General features: G+C 72.7%; 17 protein-coding genes. 2 read left to right on the top strand and 15 right to left on the bottom strand.

Annotated elements, in window-relative coordinates:
• Positions 1-2 precede the first annotated feature (2 nt).
• Positions 3-224, top strand: coding sequence for an antitoxin VbhA family protein (locus ACXAHD_RS04255; protein ID WP_289213439.1), 222 nt, complete (start codon positions 3-5; stop codon positions 222-224).
• Positions 225-232: 8 nt separating this feature from the next.
• On the opposite strand, the gene ACXAHD_RS04250 is transcribed toward ACXAHD_RS04255, so the two are convergent.
• From ACXAHD_RS04250 to ACXAHD_RS04185, 14 genes are all read right to left on the bottom strand, one after another.
• Complete coding sequence (locus ACXAHD_RS04250; RefSeq protein ID WP_281551114.1) at positions 233-1,855, bottom strand: amidohydrolase; 1,623 nt, start codon at positions 1,853-1,855, stop codon at positions 233-235.
• The gene (locus ACXAHD_RS04245; RefSeq protein WP_281551115.1) at positions 1,852-3,828 is read right to left on the bottom strand and encodes an oxidoreductase; all 1,977 of its coding nucleotides are present in this window, start codon (positions 3,826-3,828) and stop codon (positions 1,852-1,854) included. The genes ACXAHD_RS04250 and ACXAHD_RS04245 overlap by 4 nt, the downstream gene beginning before the upstream one ends.
• A complete protein-coding gene (locus ACXAHD_RS04240; protein WP_475048717.1) occupies positions 3,828-5,354 on the bottom strand; it encodes a gamma-glutamyltransferase in 1,527 nt (508 codons plus the stop codon). Before ACXAHD_RS04240 ends, ACXAHD_RS04245 begins: the two co-directional genes overlap by 1 nt.
• A gap of 19 nt (positions 5,355-5,373) precedes the next feature.
• Complete coding sequence (locus ACXAHD_RS04235; protein WP_281551117.1) at positions 5,374-6,006, bottom strand: cyclase family protein; 633 nt, start codon at positions 6,004-6,006, stop codon at positions 5,374-5,376.
• Between the two features lie 32 nt (positions 6,007-6,038).
• Positions 6,039-6,851: a creatininase family protein gene (locus ACXAHD_RS04230; RefSeq protein ID WP_281551118.1), complete on the bottom strand. Its 813-nt coding sequence runs from the start codon at positions 6,849-6,851 to the stop codon at positions 6,039-6,041.
• 62 nt (positions 6,852-6,913) lie between these two features.
• Positions 6,914-7,369 carry a cytidine/deoxycytidylate deaminase family protein gene (locus ACXAHD_RS04225; RefSeq protein ID WP_281551119.1) on the bottom strand — a complete coding sequence of 152 codons (456 nt, stop codon included), beginning with the start codon at positions 7,367-7,369 and terminating at the stop codon, positions 6,914-6,916.
• Positions 7,366-8,130, bottom strand: a complete 765-nt coding sequence (locus ACXAHD_RS04220; protein WP_281551120.1) for an amidohydrolase family protein — start codon at positions 8,128-8,130, stop codon at positions 7,366-7,368. Before ACXAHD_RS04220 ends, ACXAHD_RS04225 begins: the two co-directional genes overlap by 4 nt.
• A complete protein-coding gene (locus ACXAHD_RS04215; protein ID WP_289213443.1) occupies positions 8,127-9,134 on the bottom strand; it encodes an ABC transporter ATP-binding protein in 1,008 nt (335 codons plus the stop codon). The genes ACXAHD_RS04220 and ACXAHD_RS04215 overlap by 4 nt, the downstream gene beginning before the upstream one ends.
• Positions 9,131-10,189 (bottom strand): ABC transporter ATP-binding protein, encoded by a 1,059-nt coding sequence (locus ACXAHD_RS04210; protein ID WP_475048713.1) that lies wholly within the window; start codon positions 10,187-10,189, stop codon positions 9,131-9,133. The genes ACXAHD_RS04215 and ACXAHD_RS04210 overlap by 4 nt, the downstream gene beginning before the upstream one ends.
• On the bottom strand, positions 10,186-10,878 hold the full coding sequence (locus tag ACXAHD_RS04205) for an alpha/beta fold hydrolase (RefSeq protein WP_281551123.1): 693 nt from the start codon (positions 10,876-10,878) through the stop codon (positions 10,186-10,188). Before ACXAHD_RS04205 ends, ACXAHD_RS04210 begins: the two co-directional genes overlap by 4 nt.
• A 7-nt stretch (positions 10,879-10,885) precedes the next feature.
• Entirely contained in the window at positions 10,886-11,938 is a 1,053-nt protein-coding gene (locus ACXAHD_RS04200) for an ABC transporter permease (protein WP_281551124.1), read from the bottom strand.
• The gene (locus tag ACXAHD_RS04195) at positions 11,935-12,837 is read right to left on the bottom strand and encodes an ABC transporter permease (protein ID WP_475048708.1); all 903 of its coding nucleotides are present in this window, start codon (positions 12,835-12,837) and stop codon (positions 11,935-11,937) included. The genes ACXAHD_RS04200 and ACXAHD_RS04195 overlap by 4 nt, the downstream gene beginning before the upstream one ends.
• A gap of 33 nt (positions 12,838-12,870) precedes the next feature.
• Positions 12,871-14,517, bottom strand: coding sequence for an ABC transporter substrate-binding protein (locus tag ACXAHD_RS04190; RefSeq protein ID WP_475048706.1), 1,647 nt, complete (start codon positions 14,515-14,517; stop codon positions 12,871-12,873).
• 181 nt (positions 14,518-14,698) lie between these two features.
• Positions 14,699-16,711, bottom strand: a complete 2,013-nt coding sequence (locus ACXAHD_RS04185; protein ID WP_281551127.1) for a primary-amine oxidase — start codon at positions 16,709-16,711, stop codon at positions 14,699-14,701.
• Between the two features lie 308 nt (positions 16,712-17,019).
• Between ACXAHD_RS04185 and ACXAHD_RS04180 the strand changes: the two genes are divergently transcribed.
• Positions 17,020-17,775 (top strand): GntR family transcriptional regulator, encoded by a 756-nt coding sequence (locus ACXAHD_RS04180; protein ID WP_281551128.1) that lies wholly within the window; start codon positions 17,020-17,022, stop codon positions 17,773-17,775.
• Here the strand turns inward: ACXAHD_RS04180 and ACXAHD_RS04175 are convergent.
• Entirely contained in the window at positions 17,711-20,284 is a 2,574-nt protein-coding gene (locus ACXAHD_RS04175) for an aminotransferase class V-fold PLP-dependent enzyme (protein ID WP_281551129.1), read from the bottom strand. The genes ACXAHD_RS04180 and ACXAHD_RS04175 overlap by 65 nt on opposite strands.
• Positions 20,285-20,418 lie beyond the last annotated feature (134 nt).

The following is a 20,418-nucleotide window of genomic DNA, read 5'->3' as shown; positions in this document are numbered from 1 at the left end:
AAGTGCTGGTTGAGACGTTGTCGGTTCGCGAAACCCGTGAGCAACTACCCGGCGAGACGGCTGCCGAGCGTACCCGGTCGTTTATGCAGGCAGCAGCCTCGGTAAGGGCTGAAGGGTTGACGGCGAGCGCCCACGTCGAGACTGTCATGGAGCGGTGGACTGGCGGCGAGATCAGCACTGAGCAGATGCGTAATCTCGTCCGGCGGCTCTATGGCGCGGCGTGACCGTCGATTCATACCTCGGCGTACCGGACCTCGCCGGCGACCACGGTGGCCAGGACCGTGCCGGCGAGCAGCGCGTCAGGGTCCGGGGTGAGTGGGTCGACGTCGAGCAGGGTCAGGTCCGCCGGCTCGCCGACCCGCAGCACCCCGGCGCCCCAGCCGGCCCGCCGGTTGCCGGCCACCTCGGCAGCGCCGGTGGTGAACAGCGCCAGCGCCTCAGGCGCGGTGATCGCCTGGTCCGGCCCGAGCGGCTCGTCGCGGCCCCGGACCCGACGGGTACGGGCCTGCCAGATGCCGTGCAGCACCGACATCGGCGGCCCCGGCCCGTCCGAGCCGCCACCGACCGTCACCCCGGCGTCCAACCAGGACCGAAGCGGGTTCGCGGCGGCCGCGGCCGGCTCGCCGAGTCGGTCAATCAGGTTGAGCCCGAACGCCCACTGCAGCGCCGGATGCGCCGACACCGGCACGCCGAGCCGCCGGGCGGTGGCCATCGCCGCCGGCCCAGGGCCGAGGTAGGCGTGGATCAGGTGGAAGCCCAGTCCGGCGATCGGCTTGCCGGCCGCGACCTCGGCGAAGACCGACAGGGTGAGGTCGATCGCGGCGTCGCCGACGGCATGCACGCCGACGCCCCGCCCGTGCGCCGCCGCTGCCGCGCAGTGCGCCCGCACCGTGTCGGTACGCAGGCTCTGGTTGCCGTGGTAGCCGTCGGTGCCCGGCCAGGGTGACGACAGCAGCGCGGTGCCGAGCGAGCCGCCGCCGTCGAGGAACAGCTTCGTCGGCCCGGCGCGCAGCAGACCCGGCGCGGCCCGGTCAAGATCACAACCATCGAGGGTACGGCGAAGCTGCGCGTCGTCGACGTCGTCGCCGCCCAACGGCATCGCCACGGTACGCAGCCGCAGCGCACCGGCCCGGCCGGCCGCCGCGTACGCGGCCAGTTCGGCGGCCGGCACCGCCGGGTCGACGGCGGTGGTGATGCCATGGGCGAGCAGCGCCGCCTGCCCGGCGGTGATCCAGTCGATCCTCGTCTGCTGGTCCGGCTCCGGGACCACCGCACGGACCAGGGCGACCGCCGGATGTTCGACGAGCAGCCCGGTCGGGGTGCCGTCGGCGTACCGGTCGATCCGCCCGCCGGGCGGGTCCGGGGTGCCGGCGGAGATCCCGGCCAGCCGCAGCGCGGTCAGATTGGCGATGCCGTCGTGGCCCTTACGGTCCAGCAGCACCGGCCGGCCAGGAGCGGCGGCCTCCAGCTCGGCGGCGCTAGGTAGCCGGCGTTCGGCCAGGTCACCGGGGTCGAAGCCGGCGTCGGCCTCGATCCACCGGCGGGTGGGATGCCGGCGGGCGTACCCGCTGAGCCGGTCGCAGATGTCGCGGACGCTGACCGCGTCGTCCAGCCCGACCCGGGCGGCGGCCCGGCCGGCCCAGATCAGATGGACATGGCTGTCGACGAAGCCGGGCAGCACCACCGCGCCGGGCGGGGCGAGCTCCGGCGTACCGGTGGGGACGGCGGCGCGGGCGGCGCGCAGGTCGCCGACGGCGGCTATCCGCCCGGCGCGCACGGCGACCGCTTCGGCCCGCGGGCCGGCCGGGTCCATCGTCTGTACGTCGCCGACAACGAGCAGATCACCGCCGGTCACCGGGTCACCTGCCGGAAGGCGAGGGCCTCGTGCATGGTCCGGGCCGCCCGCGCCCCGGCGTGCACCGCGTCGTGCAGCCGTCCCGGGCGCAGCGCGTCGCCGCAGCGCAGCACCGGCCGACCGGCGGCCACCTCGGCGGCGGCCTCGTACAGGTCGTGGTGAGGTTCGCGACCGACCGCCGCGACGATCAGCCCGGCCCGCAGTACCGTTCCGTCCACCTGCACCTCCTGGTCGTTGGTGACCCTGGCCCGGTGGCCGAGCACGGTCCGCGCCCCGACCGAGGCGAGCAGGTCGGTCCAGGTCGGTGGGTCGTCGGGGGGTTCGTCGTCGAGCACCTGGGTGGTGTCGCCGAGTAGCGTGACGTCGGCACCGCGCCGGGCCAGCGCGGCGGCAGTGCTGGTGCCGGTCCGGCCGGCGCCGATCACCAGCACCGGACCGTCGGCGGGCAGCGGCACCAGCCCGCGCAGCACGTCGAGGGCGGGCACCGCGCCGGACAGCGACCGCGCCACGCCGCCGGTGGCGACCAGCAGCCCGGCCCACTCTCCACCGAGGTCCGCCGGGTGCAGCGGGGCGTCGACCACCTCGACGGCGCTGGCCGCGAGCCGGTCGGTCAACCAGCGCAGGTACGGGGCGAAGCTGTCGTGCACCCCGCTGTCCACCGCGTCCCGCAGGGCACCGCCGGGCCGGCCACCGGTGTACAGCCGGACCCGGTGTCCGTGCTCGGTGAGCCGGTGTGCGGCTTCCAGACCGGCCGGACCGGCCCCGGCGACGAGCACTGGGGCGTCCGACGGCACCAGGTGAGGCGACCGGTTGGCCGGTCGCACCGGGCCGGACGACGCTGAGGCCGGCGGCAGGCTCAGCGATGGGTTGACGGTGCAGGCGACCGGCCGGCCGATCAGGGCGGCGCGGGCGTGGCAGCCGTCGTTGCCGCGTACGCAGGGGCGGATCCGCTTGGCGGCACCGGCGAGCGCCTTCTCCGCCCAGTCCGGGTCGGCGAGGAAGGCCCGGCCGAGCGCGACCAGGTCGGCGGTGCCGTCGCGCAGCAGCCCGGCCGCCTGTGCCGGTTCGGTGATCCCGCCGCAGGCGATGGTGGGCAGCCCGGCGGCCCGCAGGGTCCGGGCCGATCGCCAGGCGGCCCCGGGTGGCACGGCGGCCGGCGGCACCTGGCGTACCCGCGTGGCGTGGTTGCCGGACGACACGTGTACCGCGTCGACCTGGCCGGTGGCGGCCAGGGCCGAGACCAGCCCGGTGGTCTCGGCCAGATCCTGCCCACCAGGTTCGTGGTCGCGGTCGGACAGCCGTACGGTGAGCGCCACCTCGGCCGGCAGCGCGGCCCGGCAGCGGGCGACGACCTCCAGCAGGACACGACGTCGCCGGGCCGGATCGCCGCCGTAGTCGTCGTCGCGCCGGTTGGTGTGTGGGGAGAGGAACCCGGCGAGCAGGTAGCCGTTGGACGCCTGGATCTCTACCACCTGGAAGCCGGCCTGGGCCGCGCGGCCTGCCGCCCGGCCGAAGCCGTCGACGACCGCGGCGATCTCGTCGACGGTGATGGCGCGGGGCCGCAGCCCGAGTCGGCGTTCGATGGCGGGCCAGGGCACCGCCGACGCGGCGAGCGCCTCCCCCGGCAGGGTGCGTTGTCGTCCGGCGTGGGCGATCTGCAGCCCGGCGACGCGACCGTCGGCCCGGATCCGCTCGGCGACCGGGGCCAACGCGGCGGCGTGGTCGTCGCTGGCGATGCTGAGATGGCCGGGGAAGCCGAGGGCGGCGCCGTCATCGATCGCGGTGAACTCGACGATGGTCAACGCGCTCCCCCGGCCGACCCGCGCATAGTGGTCCCGGTGCCACGGCCGGGCGTACCCGCCCGTGTCGGCCGCACCGGTCGAGGTGGGTGCCTTGACGATCCGGGACCGCAGCGTGACCGGCCCGAGCCGGTACGGGTCGGCGAGCAGCGTGGCCGCTTCGGCGGAGTCCATCAACGGCCCCGCAGCACCCGGGCGGCGCCGTCGGCGCGGGGGTCGCTGGCCGCGTCGAGGCCGGCCGGGGTGAGCCGGGACAGTTGGACGTGCCCGGCGTCGTCGTGACGCCGCGGCAGCTGCACCACCCGCAGGCCGAGGTCGGTGGCGGCGGCCCGCAGCGCGTCGGTGGCCGGGGTGTCGGGTTCGAGTAGCAGGCTGGGCCGGTCCTGGCCGACGTCGCGGGCGCCGATCACCCAGCGGGGGCGGGCCAGCAGGTTGGCCGGGTCGGCGGTGGTCAGCGCGTCGGCGGCGACCTGGGCCAGGATCCACGGCTGGGCCCGGCCGCCCTGGCAGCCGAGCGCGACGACCCGGTCCGGGCCGGTGGCTATCGCCGGGCAGAGGGTGTGCGGTGGGCGGGCACCGGGGCGCAGCCGGCCGGGGTGGGTCGGGTCGAGGCTGAACACCGATCCCCGGTTGTGCAGCACCAGGCCGGTGCCGGGTTCGCAGATGCCGGCACCGAAGGTCTGGAAGACGCTCTGGATCAGGGTGACGGCGGTGCCGTCGTTGCCGACGGCGGTGACCGCGACGGTGTCGCCGGCCGGTTTCGGGCCGGCCGGCGGCGCCGGCCCGGTCGGTGGGTCGGTGCGAAGCAGCAGCCCGTCGAGGTCGACCGGGCCGACCCGGGGGTCACCGAGGAGGGTGTCGCGGCGCTGTTCGGCGGTCCGGGCGGTGGCCAACGCGGCGTTGGCGTTGGCGTTGGCGTTGGCGGCGAGCATGGCCAGCAGGGTGGCGCCCTGGCTGGGTGGCGGCGCGACGGACCAGGTCACCTGGGAGCCGGCGGCGGCGTACCGCAGTGGATCGGTCAGCTCGGCGGCGTGCCCGGCGAGGTCGGCGGTGGTCAGCGGGCTGCCCAGCGCGGCCAGTCCGGCGGCCAGCGCCTCGGCGAGTTCGCCCTGGTAGTAGTCGCGCCAGTCGGCGCCGATGGTGCCGAGGGTGCGGGCCAGCGCCGGCTGGCGCAGCACCGCTCCGGGCGGCAGCGGCGTACCGTCGCCGTCGCCGTCGAGCAGCAACGCGGCCAGGCCGGGATCGGCGCGTACCACGTCGAGCCGGCGCAGGATCGCCGCAGCCAGGCCGGGGCTGACCGGTACGCCGCCGGCGGCCAACTCGACGGCGGGTGCCAGCACCCGGGCCAGCGGCAGCCGGCCGCCGAGTCCGGCGAGCGCGGCCCAGCCGGCGACGACACCGGGCACGGTGACGGTCAGCGGTCCGCCGGGCGGCATCCGGTCGGCGGCTGCGCGCAGCGCCGCGACGTCCACGCCGCCGGCGGCGGCGCCGACCGACAACACCGCGCGTACCTCGTCGTCGGGGGTGCGGACCAGAGCGATCAGATCACCGCCGGCCGAGCACTGGTGCGGGTAGGCGACGGTGAGCGCGGCGGCGGCGGCGAGGGCGGCGTCAACGACGCCACCGCCGGCCGCTACCACGTCGGCGGCGGCGTCCAACGCGGCCGGATGTGGTGCGGCGAGCGCGATCTCGATCGACATGCGGATCAGTCTCGCCGGGTCAGTCGCGCTGGACCAGGATGGTACGGGCGAACGCCCCGTCTGCGCCGACCAGTTTCGTCGGCAGGCAGACCAGTTCGTACTCTCCCGGCGGCACGGCGTCCAGGTCGGCGTTCTCCAGGATGATCACGCCGGAGCCGAGCAGGGCGTGGTGGGCGTCCCAGGTGTCGGTGCGCCGGTGGCTCTCGATGGTCAGGTAGTCGATGCCGATCAGCGCGACCCGCTGGTCGATCAGCCAGCGGGCGGCCTCCGGGGAGAGTCCGACCCAGGATTCGGCGCGTTCGGTCTCACGCAGCGGGCCGGCCGAGTTGCTGGTCTTCAGCAGCACCCGGGTGGCACCGGCGACGCCGGCAGCGACCAGGTCAGCGACGGTCACGTCCCCGTCGACGGCGGTCAGGTCGGCGACCACGGCCGGGCCGACCAAGGTCTCCAGGGCGACCTCATCGATCGGGGTGGCACCGTCGACAAAGTGCGCCGGTGCGTCGACATGGGTGCCAGTGTGTGCGCCGAGCCGCCACCGGGTGACGTTGGAGGCGTCGCCGTTGGCCAGCGACTCGACGATCTCCACCTCAGGTTTGCGGCCCCAGTGCAGCATCTTCGGATGGATCGGCAGGGTGATGTCGTAGATCTTCACGCGGGTCCTCCGGGCGGGGCGTGGCGGGACGGTCAGGGCCGGTGAGTGGGGTCAGGCCAGGGTTCGCGCACGGCGGCGGCGACGGCCCGGGAGGTGGTGGCCACACAGCGGTCGTACTCGGCCCGGCCGTGCTCGGCGGTGGCGTCGGCGACGTCGCGACCCCACACGCCGGTGTCGCTGACCTGGTCCATTCGGTAGTCCCAGAACGAGTCGACGTCGCGGTGCGAGGTGGCCTTGTCCATCCGGACCAGGTCCGGATACAGGTGCAGCATCACCGAGGTCTCGAAGTAGTTGGCGTGCATCAGCCCGCGCCCGTGGTAGACGTGGCCATCGACCTCCGGTCCGGGGTACATGGTCACGTAGGCCAACGCCCGTACCCGTGAGTCGCGGTGGCGGACCCGTAGCTTCTCGGCGGAGACGTCGAGCGAGCCGTTGTTCCAGATATGCCCGTTGAGGAGGATGAATTGCCGTACGCCGCTGGCGTGCAGCGAGTCGATGACGTCCTCGACGACGGCGATCAGGGTCTCCGGGCGCAGCGCGATGGTGCCGGCAAAGTCGCCGTGTGAGGCGGAGACGCCGAACCCGATGGGGGGCACCACCGGCACGCCGGTGAGCGCGGAGACGTCGCGGGCGACCGCGTCGCAGATCAGCGTGTCGACAGCGAGCGGCAGGTGCGGGCCGTGCTGTTCGGTGGCACCGACCGGGATGATCACCGAGTCGACAGCGGTTGCCGTCTGCCCGGCCTCCGGCCAGGTCAGGTCGGCCCAGGCGACCGGGGTGCCGGGGCCGCCGAGCTCGGCGGCGAGCGCCGCCCGGTCAAGGTCGGTGCGGGACGGTTCAGACACGGTGTTCCTCTCTCGGTACGTGGACGGAGTCGGGCACGGCGCGGTACGTGTACGGGGCCGGGTCACCAGGCCCGGCGGGTCTTCTCCGGTAGCAGGTCGATGGCCTCCGTCGCGGTGACGGCGCCGTCGACGGTGGTGATCCAGACCCGGGCCTGCGGGCTGTAGTCGCTGATCAGCTCGCGGCACACCCCGCACGGGGCGATGACCCGGAACCGGCCGGCCGGCTTGATCTGCACCGAGACAACGCTGTCGACGGTGAGCGGCGTCCCGGCGGGCAACGCGGCGCGGGCCACGCCGAGGGCGACACCTTCGGCACAGATCGAGCTGCGCCGGCAGGACCCTTCCAGGTGCACGCCGGTGTGGATGGTGCCGTCCGGGGTGCGCAGCGCGGTGGCGACCTCGTGCCGGCCGGTGACCCAGACCTTCGCCAGCAGCCGCTGGGCGACGTCGAGCAGCTCGACCTCGCCCGGGGTCATCCCGTCCGGTGCCGGCACCGGCGCGACATCCTCGGCGGTCATGCGGCGATCCCGAGCAGCCTGGCCATGTTGCCGCCCTCGACGAGCGCCCGGTCCGCGGCCTCCGGGATCGCCTTGGCAATCTTCATCCGTTCCAGGTCGAAGTCGGAGCCGGGCCACTCGCTGCCCAGCAGGATCTGCCCCGGACCGAGCCGGGCGTACGCCCGCTTGACGTCACTGATCAGGGTGGCTGAGGTCTCCAGGTAGATGTGCGGGTTCCGTTCGGCGACGATGATCGCCTCGGGAACGTTCCAGACCGCTCCCATGTGGGCGATGATCGTCGGCACCTGCGGGTGGCCCTTGGCGATCTCCTCGATCGCCAGCGGCGCGCAGAACGCGTCGTCGAGGGCGTTGATCAGCACCATCAGGCCGTGTTCGGCGCAGGCGGCGAAGACCGGGTCGAGCAGTCCGTGGTCGGCGACGTGGTAGCCGTGCAGGCTGGGGTGCAGTTTGAGCCCTTTGAGGCCGGCGTCGGCGATCCGGGCGATCTCGTCGAGCGCGTCGTCGTCGGCCGGGCGGACCTGCCCGAAGCCGAACAGCCGGTCCGGGTGGGCCTTGGCCAGGCCGATGATGAAGTCGTTCTCGATCCGCTGGGCCAGGGAGCAGACCATAGCCATGTCGACCCCGGCGGCGTCCATCCGGTCCAGGATCCGCCGCGGGTCGAACGGCGTGTACGGCGGCGGCGCCTGCCCCGGCCGGGCGCCGGTGAGGTAGTCGGATCGGCCCCGCACGTCCTGGGTGGTGTTGTACGCGTCGATGATCACTGTGCTGTGCCTCCGGTGGTGACGGTCGACGGTGCCGGGATGTCCTGCGGCACCAGGGGAAGATGGCAGCGGACCGTGCGGCCCGGTTGGATCGATCGCAGTGCCGGCGCCTCGGTGCGGCAGCGTTCGACGGCGTACCGGCACCGGGTGTGGAACAGGCATCCGGCCGGTGGGTGGGCGGGGTCGGGCAACTCGCCGGCGAGCACGATCCGTTCCCGGTCGGACTCCCGGTCCAGGGTGGGTACGGCGGAGAGCAGTGCCTCGCTGTAGGGGTGTGCCGGCACGTCGAAGAAGGTGTCCCGGTCGGCGACCTCGATGATCTGGCCGAGGTACATGACGGCGATCCGGTCGGCGATGTGCCGCACCACGCCCAGGTCGTGCGAGATGAACAACATGGTCAGGCCGCGCTCCCGGGTCAGGTCGGCGAGCAGGTTCACCACCTGGGCCTGGATGGAGACGTCGAGGGCGGAGACCGGCTCGTCGGCGACGATGAACCGGGGTGACGGGGCGAGCGCCCGGGCGATGCCGATGCGTTGCCGCTGGCCGCCGGAGAACTCGTGCGGCCGGCGTCGGCCGGCGTCGCGGCCGAGCCCGACGAGGTCGAGCAGTTCGTCGACGGCCCGGCCGGCGTCGGCCCGGCTGACCCCCCGACCGCGCAGCAGCGGCTCGGCGACGCTGTCGGCGATCCGCCGCCGCGGGTTGAGTGAGCTGAACGGGTCCTGGAAGACCATCTGCAGGTCGGCGCGGATCTGTCGGAAGACGGTGCCGCGCAGTCCGGTGATCTCCCGGCCGAGCAGTCGGATGCTGCCGGCGGTGGGTTCGGTGATCCGCAGGATGGCCCGACCGAGGGTGGACTTGCCGCAGCCGGACTCGCCGACCAGCCCGAGGGTCTCGCCCTCGCGGATCTCCAGGTCGACGTCGCGCACGGCGCGGACCGGATCACCGCCGCGCCCCGGGTACTCCACCCGCAGTCCGGTCAGCTCGATCAGTGGCACGCTGGTCACGGTCGACCTCCGACCGCTGCCGGAGTGCGGGCGGCGTGCCGGGCCGACGCGTCGAGCAGGCAGGCGTCAACGTGGCCGGGTTCGCCGTGCCGGTGAGTCAACTCGGGCGGCGCGCTGTCGCAGTCGCCGTGGGCGAACGCGCAGCGTGGGGCGAAGCCGCAGCCGGGTGGTCGGTCGACGCCGGTGAGCGGACTGCCGGGGATCGCCGGCAGCGGGTCGGCGACCGGCCCGTCGACCCGGGGCACCGAGTCGAGCAGCCCCATCGTGTACGGGTGCTGCGGTGAGTACAGCACCTGGTCGCGGGTGCCCTGCTCGACGATGCGGCCGCCGTACATGACGGCGACCCGGTCGGCGACCTCGGCGACCACGCCGAGGTCGTGGGTGATCAGGACGATGGAGGTGCCGTGTTCGGCCTGCAGCCGGTTGAGGGTGGCCAGCACCTGGGCCTGGATGGTGACGTCCAGGGCGGTGGTGGGCTCGTCGGCGATCAGCACGGTCGGGTCGTTCGCCAGCCCGATCGCGATCATGACGCGTTGCCGCATGCCGCCGGAGAGCTGGTGCGGGTAGGCGCGGGCGTTGCGCGCCGGGTTGGCGATCCCGACGTCGGCGAGTAGCTCCTCGGCCCGCTGCCAGGCCCGCGCCCGGCTGATCCGTTGATGGGTACGGATCATCTCGGCGACCTGCGCCCCGGCCCGTTGCAACGGGTTGAGTGCGGCGAGGGCGTCCTGGAACACCACCGAGATGTCCCTGCCCCGGACCCGGCGCAGGTCGGCCTCGCTGGCGGTGGCCAGGTTCCGGCCGGCGAAGTCCACCCGGCCGCTGATGTGCGTGCCGGGTGCCCGGTTGAGTCCGACCAGGCTCATCGCCAGGGCGGACTTGCCGGAGCCGGACTCGCCGACCAGGGCGAGGATCTCACCGGGGTGCAGGTCGAGGTCGACGCCGGCGACGGCGGGCAGCCGACCGGCGGGCACGTCGAACTCGACCCGCAGCCCGCGTACGGACAGCACCGGCGCCGGCGGGCCGGCGGGGGCCGGGCCGGTCGGGGCGGAGGTCACCGGGGCGCTCCGGTGACGCTGGCGACGGCCTGCTCGACCAGGTCGGCGACGTCGCGGGGCCGGACCCGGGGGGTGAAGTGACTGCCGCCGACCTCGGAAATGGTGGCACCGGCACGGGCGGCCATGTCCCGTTGGGTGTCCGGCCGCAGTGTCCTGTCCTCGGCCGCGACCAGATACCAGGACGGCTTGTCGCGCCAGGCGGGCACCCCGGTGGGCTGCGCGAAGATGGCGTCGGCGCTGGGGCGCGAGTCGGCGTCGAAGTTGTCCCGTTCGGCTTCCGGCACGTCCCAGCCGATCTCCGCCCAGTACTCGGGGCTGTGTTCCGAGGCCCATTCGCCGTTGGGGCCACGCCGCATGTGCCGGCTGACCTCGGCCGGCGGGTAGCGGCCGATGATGTCCTGCACCGACTCGTCCTCGTCGGGGGCGAACGCGCAGACGTAGACGAGCCCGACGACCCGGATGTCGCGCCCGACGTTGGTGATCACGACGCCGCCGTAGGAGTGCCCGACCAGCAGCACCGGCCCGGCGCAGTCAGCCAGCACGGCGGTGGTGTTGGCGACGTCCTCGACGAGCGAGTTCATCGGATTGGTGACCAGGTGGACCCGGTGCCCGGCGGCGCGCAGCAACGGTGCCACGCGGGCCCAGGTGCTCGGGGTGCCGCCGGCGCCGTGCACCAGCACGATATCCATGATGGACTCATCCTTTCCGTAGGCGCGGGTCCAGGACCAGGTAGAACAGGTCGACCGCTGCGTTGACCAGCACGAACAGCAGTGCGATCGCCAGCGCGGCGCCCTGCACCACCGGGTAGTCGCGTTGCAGCACCGAGCTGACCAGCAGGTTGCCGACGCCGGGATAGGAGAAGACGGTCTCGGTGATCACCGAACCGCCGAGCAGCGAGCCGAATTGCAGACCGAGCACGGTCACGATGGGCAGGCCGGCGTTGCGCAGCACGTGGCGGCGCAGGATGGTCCGCTCCCGCAGCCCTTTCATCCGGGCGGTCCGCACGAAGTCGTCGCTGAGTACCTCCAGCACCGAGGCCCGCACGATCCGGGTGATGAAGCCGGCCATCGCCAGCGCGAGGGTGGTGGCCGGCAGGATCAGGTACTGCAGCCACGGCCCGACCAGCTCCGGCCGGTCCTGCAGGATCGCGTCGAGCAGCACGAAGTTGGTGGTGGGCTGGTAGTCGAGCTGGCTGGGCAGCCGACCGATCACCGGCATCCAGCGCAGCCACACCCCGAAGATCACGATGCTCAGTACGCCGAGGGCGAACCAGGGCAGCGAGAAGCTGACCGTGGCGATGGACCGGGTGGTCGTGTCGACCCAGGTGTCCTTGCGCAGCGCGGCGATCACCCCGGTGACGACCCCGATCAGGACGGCGATCAGCATCGCCGCGACGGTCAGCTCGATCGTCGCCGGTAGTGCCCCGCCGAGCAGGTCCAGCACGCTGTTGCCGCCGTAGAAGGAGCGCCCGAGATCGAGGCCGAGCAGGTCGCCGAGGTAGCGCAGGTACTGCTCCCAGATCGGCCGGTCCAGACCGAGCGCTTCGTTGATCCGGGCCTCGTTGGCCGAGATCTGCTCGGCGCTGAGCCCTTGGGTACCGCTGGCCGCGAGGGTGGACGACGGCGAGCCGGGTAGCTGGCGGATGGCCAGGAACACCAGGGAGGCCAGGACGAACAGCACCACCGGCACGCTGGCCAGCCGGCGCATCGTGAGCATCGGCAGCGATCTGCCGCGCAGCAGCCGCATCATCGGCGGCTCCTCGGGTCCAGCGCGTCACGCAGGTCGTCGCCGACGAAGTTGCTGGCGACCACGAAGACCAGCGTCAACGCTGCGGGCAGCACCGCCATCCGGGGTGCCGAGTAGATGAACTCCTGGCCGGCCTGCACCATGTAGCCCCAGTCCGGGGTGGGCGGCTGGATGCCCAGGCCCAGGTAGGACAGGCCGGCGGCAAATCCGGCGGCCACCGACAGGGTCATCACGATCTGGGCGAGCAGCGGGCCGGCGATGTTCGGCAGGATCTCCTGGATCATGATCCGGGGCGACCGGGTGCCGCCGAGCCGGGCGGCGAGCACGTAGTCGCGGGCGGCCTCCCGGGCGGTCAACGCCCGGGCCAGCCGGGCCAGGCCGGGTGACAGCGCGACCCCGACCCCGACCACCAGACTGCGTACGCCGGGTCCGCTGGCCGCCACCACCAGGATGATCAATAGCATCGACGGGAAGGCCAGCCCGACGTCGGTGACCCGCATCAGGATCTGCTCACCCCAGCCGCCGAGGTAGCCGGCGAGCATGCCGACGGTGGTGCCGATGAGCGCGGCCAGGACGGTGGCGAGGAACGCGACCAGCAGCAGTGGTTGGGCGCCGTACACCAGCCGGGCCAGGAAGTCACGGCCGAGATCGTCGGTGCCGAGCGGGTGCCCGGCGGTACCGAACCCGGCGAGGGTGACGTTGGACTGCCGCTCCGGGTCGGCGCCGATCATCAGCGGCCCGATTGTCGCCATCAGCACGAAACCGACGACCACCAGCCAGGAGACGGTGGCCAGCCAGGACCGGGGGGGGGGGGGGGGGGGGGAGCGGGGGGGGGGGGGGGGGGGACCTGTAGGGGGTTCTCCCCCCCCCCCCCCGACCGGCCGCGCCCCGGCGACCGTCACTGGTCCCCCGGCCGGGCCGACGTGGGGGTCGGGTCAGACACTGGCGTTCTCCATGAAGCAGCGGTGGTTGCCGAGCGCGGCGACGTTGGCACCTTCGACGTTCGCCCCGGTCACCACCGGGTTCGCCGAGTAGCACAGCATCGACAGCACCATGTACTGCTCGGCGAACCGGCGCTGGATGTCGCTGTACGCGGCGGTGCGCTCGTCACCGTTGGGCAGGTTCTTCGCGGCGGCCAGGTCGTCAGCGAACGCCTCCGAGCCGGGCAGCGTGTTGAATCCGGAGGTGAAGTCGCCGTACACCCCGGACGGCAGGCCCATCGCCCCGATCATGTTGTCCGGGTCCGGGATGTAGGAGTTGCGCTCCCAGATCATCACCTCGTGGAACTCGTCCTCCGGGTCGAGCAGCCGGCTGAAGTAGGTCGCCGGGTCGACCGAGTCAGTGACGACCGTCAGCCCGATGTCGGTGAGGTTCTGCGCGACGATCTGCGCCGCGCGCGGGTGCCAGGAGTCGCTGGCCGCCATCAACGCCACCTGCCGGCCGGTGGCGCCGGCCGCCTCGATCAGCCGCCGGGCCTCGTCCGGATCGAACCGACTCAGGTCAGCCAGGCTCGGGTCGTAGCCGTCCTGCGACGGCGGGATCGTGTAGCCGTCGGGCAGCGCGCCGATCCCGAAGAACGCCTGGGCGATGATCGCCTCGCGGTCGACTGCCAGGTTTATCGCCTGGCGCACCTCCAGCTCCGGGATCCGCCGGGCGTCGATCATCATCATCGCGTCGAAGCTGTACGGCGTCTCGTGGAAGGTCACCGCGTCGTCGGCCTTGAGCTGCTCGACCGCCGAGTACGGGGTGAACTGGGTGGCGGACAGGTCGCCGCTGAGCAGCGAGCTGACGATGGTCGAGGGGTCCTGGACCTGTTGCATCACCAGCCGGTCGACCTTGGGCCGGCCGGTGCGGTAGTCCTCGAATGCGGTCAGCACCACCTGCTGCCCGGCGGTGGCCGAGGAGAACTGGAACGGGCCGGTGCCGACCAGGTTCTTGCCGATGTCGGCGCCGTACTCGGCGAGTGCAGCGGAGGAGATGATCCGGCCGCCGATGTCGGAGAGCCGGTTGAGCACGGTGGCGTCAGGGCTGTTGAGCACCATCACCACGGTGTACTCGTCCGGAGCGTCCAGCGAGGCGACGTTGGCGCCGAGGCTGCGCAGCGGCCGGGAAGACCCCTCAGGCAGCGTCGGGTCGTCCTCGTTGAACTGCCGACCGAGGCTGGCCAGCACGTCCGCCGAGGTGAAGGTGGTGCCGTCGTGGAAGGTCACACCTTGACGCAGAGTGAAGGTGTAGGTCAGCCCGTCGTCGGAGATCTCCCAGCTCTCGGCGAGGTCAGCCTGCGGCTCGTTGGTCTCGAAAGAGATGAAGGTCAGTCCACGGCAGATGCAGTCGACCGCCATCCAGTCGCCCAGTGACGTGTAGAAAGCGGGGTCGTTGACGGCGCTGGTGGCGTCGATGCCGAGCGTGAGAGTGCCGCCGCTGCTCGTGCCGTCGTCGCCGTCTTCGCTGCCATCGGAGGCGACGCCGCAGGCGGCGAGGAGGTTGCTGGCGCCGAAGCCGAGACCGAGCAGACCGGTGCCGCGCAGCATCGCGCGACGGCTTATCAGATTCTGCGGGAGTTTGCGGGGATCGTCCGACATAGTGCGCTCCTCGGCGGGGTATGGGACGAAGATGGATTAAATTTCATTTGGATTGGATCCAAAACCATCATCTGCGGTACCCAATTCGGGTCCGTATCGCGATTGTGAACGTCTGGTGTCGGGAAATCGAGAGTGGACAGGGGTCCCCGTGGCCGGCGCGCTGGCCGACGCACCGGCCGGGTCAGTCGGCCGGCACCACGTCATTTCCAGTGGAGCAGCAGGCACTGCCCGCACTGCGGGCGGCAGCCGGATCCGGCACGTCCATCGCCGGATTGCGGTCGAAGAAGCCGTCCGGTTCGAGGATCATGTGGATCGCGTCCACCGGCATCACCGGCCACTGCTCCGGGCGCGGGAAATGGTGGGTGCCGAGCACCGGCCACAGCACCAGCTCCGCACCGTCGATCGACCGGTCCTGGCGCTGCCAGACCTGCACACCGTCGTCGCCCGGCTCGGCATGGTTGGGATAGCGACCACCGAGGAACTGCTCCTGCGGATCGTACGGGGTGGCCCACAGGTGCTGGTGGATGAACGGTGCCCGACGGGCCATCACCGAGTCCGGCCGGGCGAACGGTCGAGTGGTGTTCGGCAGCAGCAGCCGGTAGGCCGTCGGCTCACCGTACCGGTTGGTCCGGGTGGTGCTCTCCACCCGCCAGCGGCGAGCCGACGCCGGGTCGGTGCGGCGCGCGGCCTGGGACTCACGCAGCAACGGGGTACGCACGTTGCGTACCGCGTTGCCGTACGGGTCGAGCGTCGGGTCGGTCTCGCCCTCGGCATGCTCCTCGACCAGCCGGTTGCGCGATCCGTCCACCGCCATGTCCAGGCGTAGCCCGAAGTAGTGCTGGTGGGTCGGGGTCTGCACGTTCGACGCGACGATCCGGCCGTAGCGCACCTCGTCGCCGTCGGCGATACCGGAGGCCGACAGCATCCCGGTCAACTTGACCTCCAGCTCGATCCGGCCATCCTGATAGAGCGACCAGTAGAAGCCGTAGTCGTAGTTGGCCACGGTCTGAAAGTTGGAGATGACCAACCGCCGCGAGCGACGCACCTGGCTGACTCCGCGGCGCAGGTCGTTGTGCTTCCAGAGGATGCTGTGGTCCTCCTCGTGCATGCAGATCGCGTTCGGGATGGTCACCGGGTCCCCGTCGCCACCGAGATAGGCGGTGTCGAAGTAGTAGATGACGCCGAGGCAGTCGCAGCCGAGGGCGAGCGAGTTGGTCAGCGGCCCGGCCCCGTACTCGCCCCAGTCGAAGAAGTTCTTGCGGTACTGGGTGGAGTTGGGGTCGAGGTACGGCACGTACATCTCGTTGCAGGCGGCCCGCTTGACCACCGGCCGCCCCTGGAACTCCAGGTCGTACAGGACCAGGCCCTCGCGGTGGGTGAAGCCGACCCGCAACTGCCAGCCCTGCCAGCTGACTCGCCAGCCGTCGACGTCGAAACTCGGACCGTCGGGCTGCACGACATCCAACGGACGCAGGCCCGGCCGGGTCGGCCAGGCGTCGGCCTCCAGCGGGCCGGCCTCTTCGGAAATCGGCACCACGCCGTGGTCCTCGACCTCCAGGACCTCCATGGTCGCCATGTCGATGATTGGCACCACGCCCTGCACCGGGCGGACGTAGCCGTTGTCGCCCTCGTCGACACGGTGCCAGACGGTGCCCCAGGTCAGCCGCCGGTCGGCGTAGCGCTTCGGCTCGAAGCCGCCCATCGACTCGGCGTCGACCATCACCAGGGAGACGTCGTGGATGCCCCGCTTGGCGAGCACCTCGCGGAACAGTGGGCTCTGCCGGCAGGCCTGGGCGGCCGCGCGAGCCTCCTCGGAGGTGATGCCGGGCCGACGCGGGTCGAGTGGACGCCAGTCCAGGCAGCGGTCCGCAACGTCCTCGTCTCCAGCGTGGTCCGACGGCGCACCGTCGGCCCGGCTCCCGGCGGCCAGCGCGACGTCGATCTCCCAGGCAGTGCCGGCGGCGTGGTCCATGGCCACCAGTCCGAGTCGGACCTCCCCGGCCGCCGCCGCGCCGGCCACGACGGCGCGGGCGTGTGCCTCGTCCAGCGTGGCCCCCCAGAACCGGGTCCGCTCGCCGAGGCGACCGTCGGCACGCGCGACGGCGACGGCACGGGCGATCTCGGCCGGGCTGGGCGGATCGAGCGGATGACTGCGGTGGTTGCGCCCGTCCGGGCTGGGGTGGCACGCGCTCACGATTGCTCCTGTCGCCGTCGCGGGAGTCGTTCCGATGCGGTCCGGCTCGTCTGGGGTCGGTCTGTGTCGCGTCGTGGTGGCTGCGGCGGGCCGGTGCTTCCTAAGAACTCCCTGGCCAAGGTAGTCTCGGATACTACCTCAGGATCTTTGGATCCAAAACCGGGATCCAAAGCGAAATGTACGGGACCCGCAGGGTCGACGGCCGGCTTGCTATCGTGACATCCACATCGCACCACTGTGGAGAAGACCGCAGCCGGGCCGGCACCCGGCCGGCTGCGCCGCACACCGATCAGACAGGGGCACCGGGCATGCCAGTCAGCTCGACGGAAAACACCAGCAGTGCCCTCGTCGACGCCACCGCCGCGAAGATCCGCGCCAAGATCATGTCCGGCGAGATCCCGATCGGTGCCCAACTGCGCCAGGCCGAGCTGGCCAAGCTGCTCGGGGTCAGCCGCACCCCGGTCCGGGAGGCGCTGCGCCAACTGCAGACCGGTGGGCTGATCGAGGTGGTGCCGCACCGTGGCGCGGTGGTCCGGGTGCCGGCGCCGTGGGAGGTCCGGGAAGCCTACGAGGTCCGTGCGGAGCTGGAGGCGCTGGCCTGCGAACGGGCGGTCAGCCGGATCACCGACGACGTCCTGCACGAGCTGCGGGAGGCCAACTCGCTGCTGCGACGTACCGAGCAGGCCGCCCGGGGCAGCATCCCGCAGCGACGGGTCGAGGACGACCCGGGGGTCGCCCGCGCCCGGGTCGCCCTGGCCGGCTCCACCAACGCCGCCAACGACCGGTTCCACACCCTCATTCACCAGGTGGCCGGCAACGACTGGCTGGCCAGGGTGATCAAGGAGATCAACGAGGCATTCCCGCGTAACGTCTCGGCGCTGGTGTTGCAGGACAACCCTCGCCACCGCGACGACAACTTCCACGAGCACGAGCGGATCGTCGCCGCGCTCACCGCGGAGGACGGCGAACGCGCGCGGCGTGAGATGCAGGCCCATGTGATCAGCGCCGGTGAGCAGTTGGCTCGCTGGTACGAGCGGCGTTCGGCAACGGTGTTCCGGGGTTGACCCGGTCGCCGGCCCAGTCCCCGGGCGGCACCCCGTCGACCCCCATCGCCGCCGGAGCGAGAAACTCCAGGTCCGGCCGGGGCATCCCGGTCGCCAGGTCGGCCAACGCGGCACCGATCGCCGGGCCGAACTTGAACCCGTGCCCGGAGCAGGCCGCCGCGACCAGCGCCTGCGGATGCGCCGGCAACGCCCCGACCGCGAACCGGTTGCCCGGCGCCATGGTGTAGCGGCAGGCCAGTTCTGCGGTGACCGGGCCGTCGGCGGCCGGCAGGAAACGACGGGCGACGGAGAGCAACTCGGCCCGCTCGGTGGCGGTCACCGGACCGGGCGGCCGGCTCAGGTCGTCGACCGGACCATGGTCGAATCCCACCTTGACGGCGTCCGGACCGTGCGCCGGGATGCCGTAGAGCAGACCGACGCCGGGGACGTCGACCGAGAACGGGCCGAGCGCCGGCGGGGCCAGCAGCGCCGGGGTGGACGAGCCGATGTGGATGTTGACGATCCGCACGGTGGTCAACCGGCTGGCGAACTCCGGCACCAGGTCGGCGGTCCACGGTCCGGCACAGATGACCAGCCGGTCGGCGAGCAGGTCACCGGAGTCGGTATGTACCCGGACCCCGGCACCGTCCGGGTGCCAACCGGTCACCCGGCAGCCGTCGCGACGGTGCACCCCGGCGGCCCTACCGAGCCCGGTCAGCGCGTCCATCGCGGCGGCGGCGTCGATCACGCCGGCCGCCGGATCGTGTACGGCCACCATGTCGGCCCCGAGCACCAGGCCCGGCGCGATGCCGGCGGCCTGGTTGGCGTCGACCAGGACACAGTCCGGCCCGCGCAGGGTGCCGCTGGTCCGGGCCGGTCGGGCGTACAGGCCGCCGACAGTGCTGACCAACCGGCGACCGGCGGCCTGTTCCAGCTCGCGCCAACCGGTGTACGCGCGGTCCACCAGGTCGTCCCAGACCGGCGACGGATAGGCGCGACGGATCATCCGGGTCTGTCCGTGTGACGATCCTTCCGTGTGCCCGGCCGGCAGCCGGTCAAGCTGGATCACCCGGACACCGCGTGCGACGAGTGCCCAGGCCGCGCTGCGTCCGTGGACGCCGGCACCGATGACGATCACGTCGGCCCGGCGGTCTGCACCGGTCAGCAGCGCGGGAGCCGGGCCCGGCGCTGGCGGCACCGGCGGCACAGCGTCCGGCGTGGCAGTCGCCGTCGGTGGCGTCGGTACGCCGGTGGCCGCCGGGCGGGCCAGTCGGGCGAGCAGCGCGTCCACCTCGGTGTCGTCGTTGTAGACGTGCACGGAGGCTCGGACCACCGCAGGCAGGCCGCGCCGACCCAGGTCCCACTGGCCGTGGCTGGCCGGCACGGCGACCAGGTGCAGGCCGGCGGCGCGCAACGTGCGTACCGTGGTGGCCGGCTCCTCGCCGTCGCGGACGAAGGTGACGATGCCACCGCCGGCCGCCGGCGGGTCGACCACGGTCACTCCGGGCAGCTCGGCCAGCCCGGCCCGCAGCCGGGCGGCCAACTGGCTGACGTACGCCGAGATGGCGTCGACGCCGAGGGCAAGCGCCTCGGTCAGCGCGGCGCCCAGGCCGAGCCGCAACGCGTGCGACGCCTCCCAGGTCTCGTACCGTCGGGCACCGGGCAGCAGGTCGTACTCCTCGTCGCCGGTCCATCGGGCCCCGCGTACGTCCGGGGTCAACGGACGGGCGCGTTCACGCAGCGCCGGGTCGAGATAGAGCAGCCCGGTGCCGCGCGGTCCACGCAGGAACTTGCGGCCGGTGGCGACCAGGATGTCGGCGTGCATCGCGCCGACGTCGACGGGCAGTTGGCCGACCGACTGGGTGGCGTCGACCAGCAGCGGTACGCCGGCAGCGGCGACCCGGGCGCCGATCTGCGCGACCGGTTCGATCAGCGCCGACGAGGTCGGTACGTGGGCGACAGTGACCAGCGCGGCCGGCTGCCGCAGCGCCTGCTCCAACTGGTGCAGGTCGACGCCGCCCGAGTCGTCGGTGGGCAGCACCTCGACGCTGATGCCCCGGGCGCGGCGCAGCTCGAGCAGGTGCAGTGCCGAGCTGACGTAGCTGGACGCGGAGGCGAGGATCCGGTCGCCGGGGCCGAGCCGCAGCGCGTCGATCGCCCGGTGCCACGCCACGGTGGCACTCTCCACCAGGGCGATGTCCTCTCCTGTCGCGCCGAGCAGCCGGCCAGCCAGGTGGTAGACGTCGGCGGTCCGCTCGGCGGCGGCCTCGGCCGCCTCGTAGCCGCCGAGCCGCGACTCGAGCCGCAGGTGGTCGATGACCGTGTCGAGTACGGCGAGGCTGGGCAGTGCGGCGCCGGCGGCGTTGAGGTGGTGGGCCAGGGTCGCGCCGGGAGTGGCGGCCCTCAGCGCCGCAGGGTCCAGCGTCAGCGCGCCCGCCGGCACAGACGCCGGGCCCAGCGGCACGGGCGCCGGGTCGGCGGGCTCCGCGACCGCACCCGCCGGCCCGGTCTGGGATGCAGAGTCTCTCAAGATGGATCCCATCGGTGATCGAGGCGGGGGGGGGGGGGGGGGGGGGGGGGGGGGGGGAGGGGGGGAGGAGGGGGGGGGGGGGGGGGGGAGGAAAACATTTTTCTTACTCCGAAGGCCGGAGTTTTCTTACCCCA

This window comes from Micromonospora sp. ABR4_055, assembly GCF_056160425.1.
The sequence above is the reverse complement of the archived record's forward strand: the minus strand, read 5'-3'. Positions and strand labels throughout refer to the sequence as shown.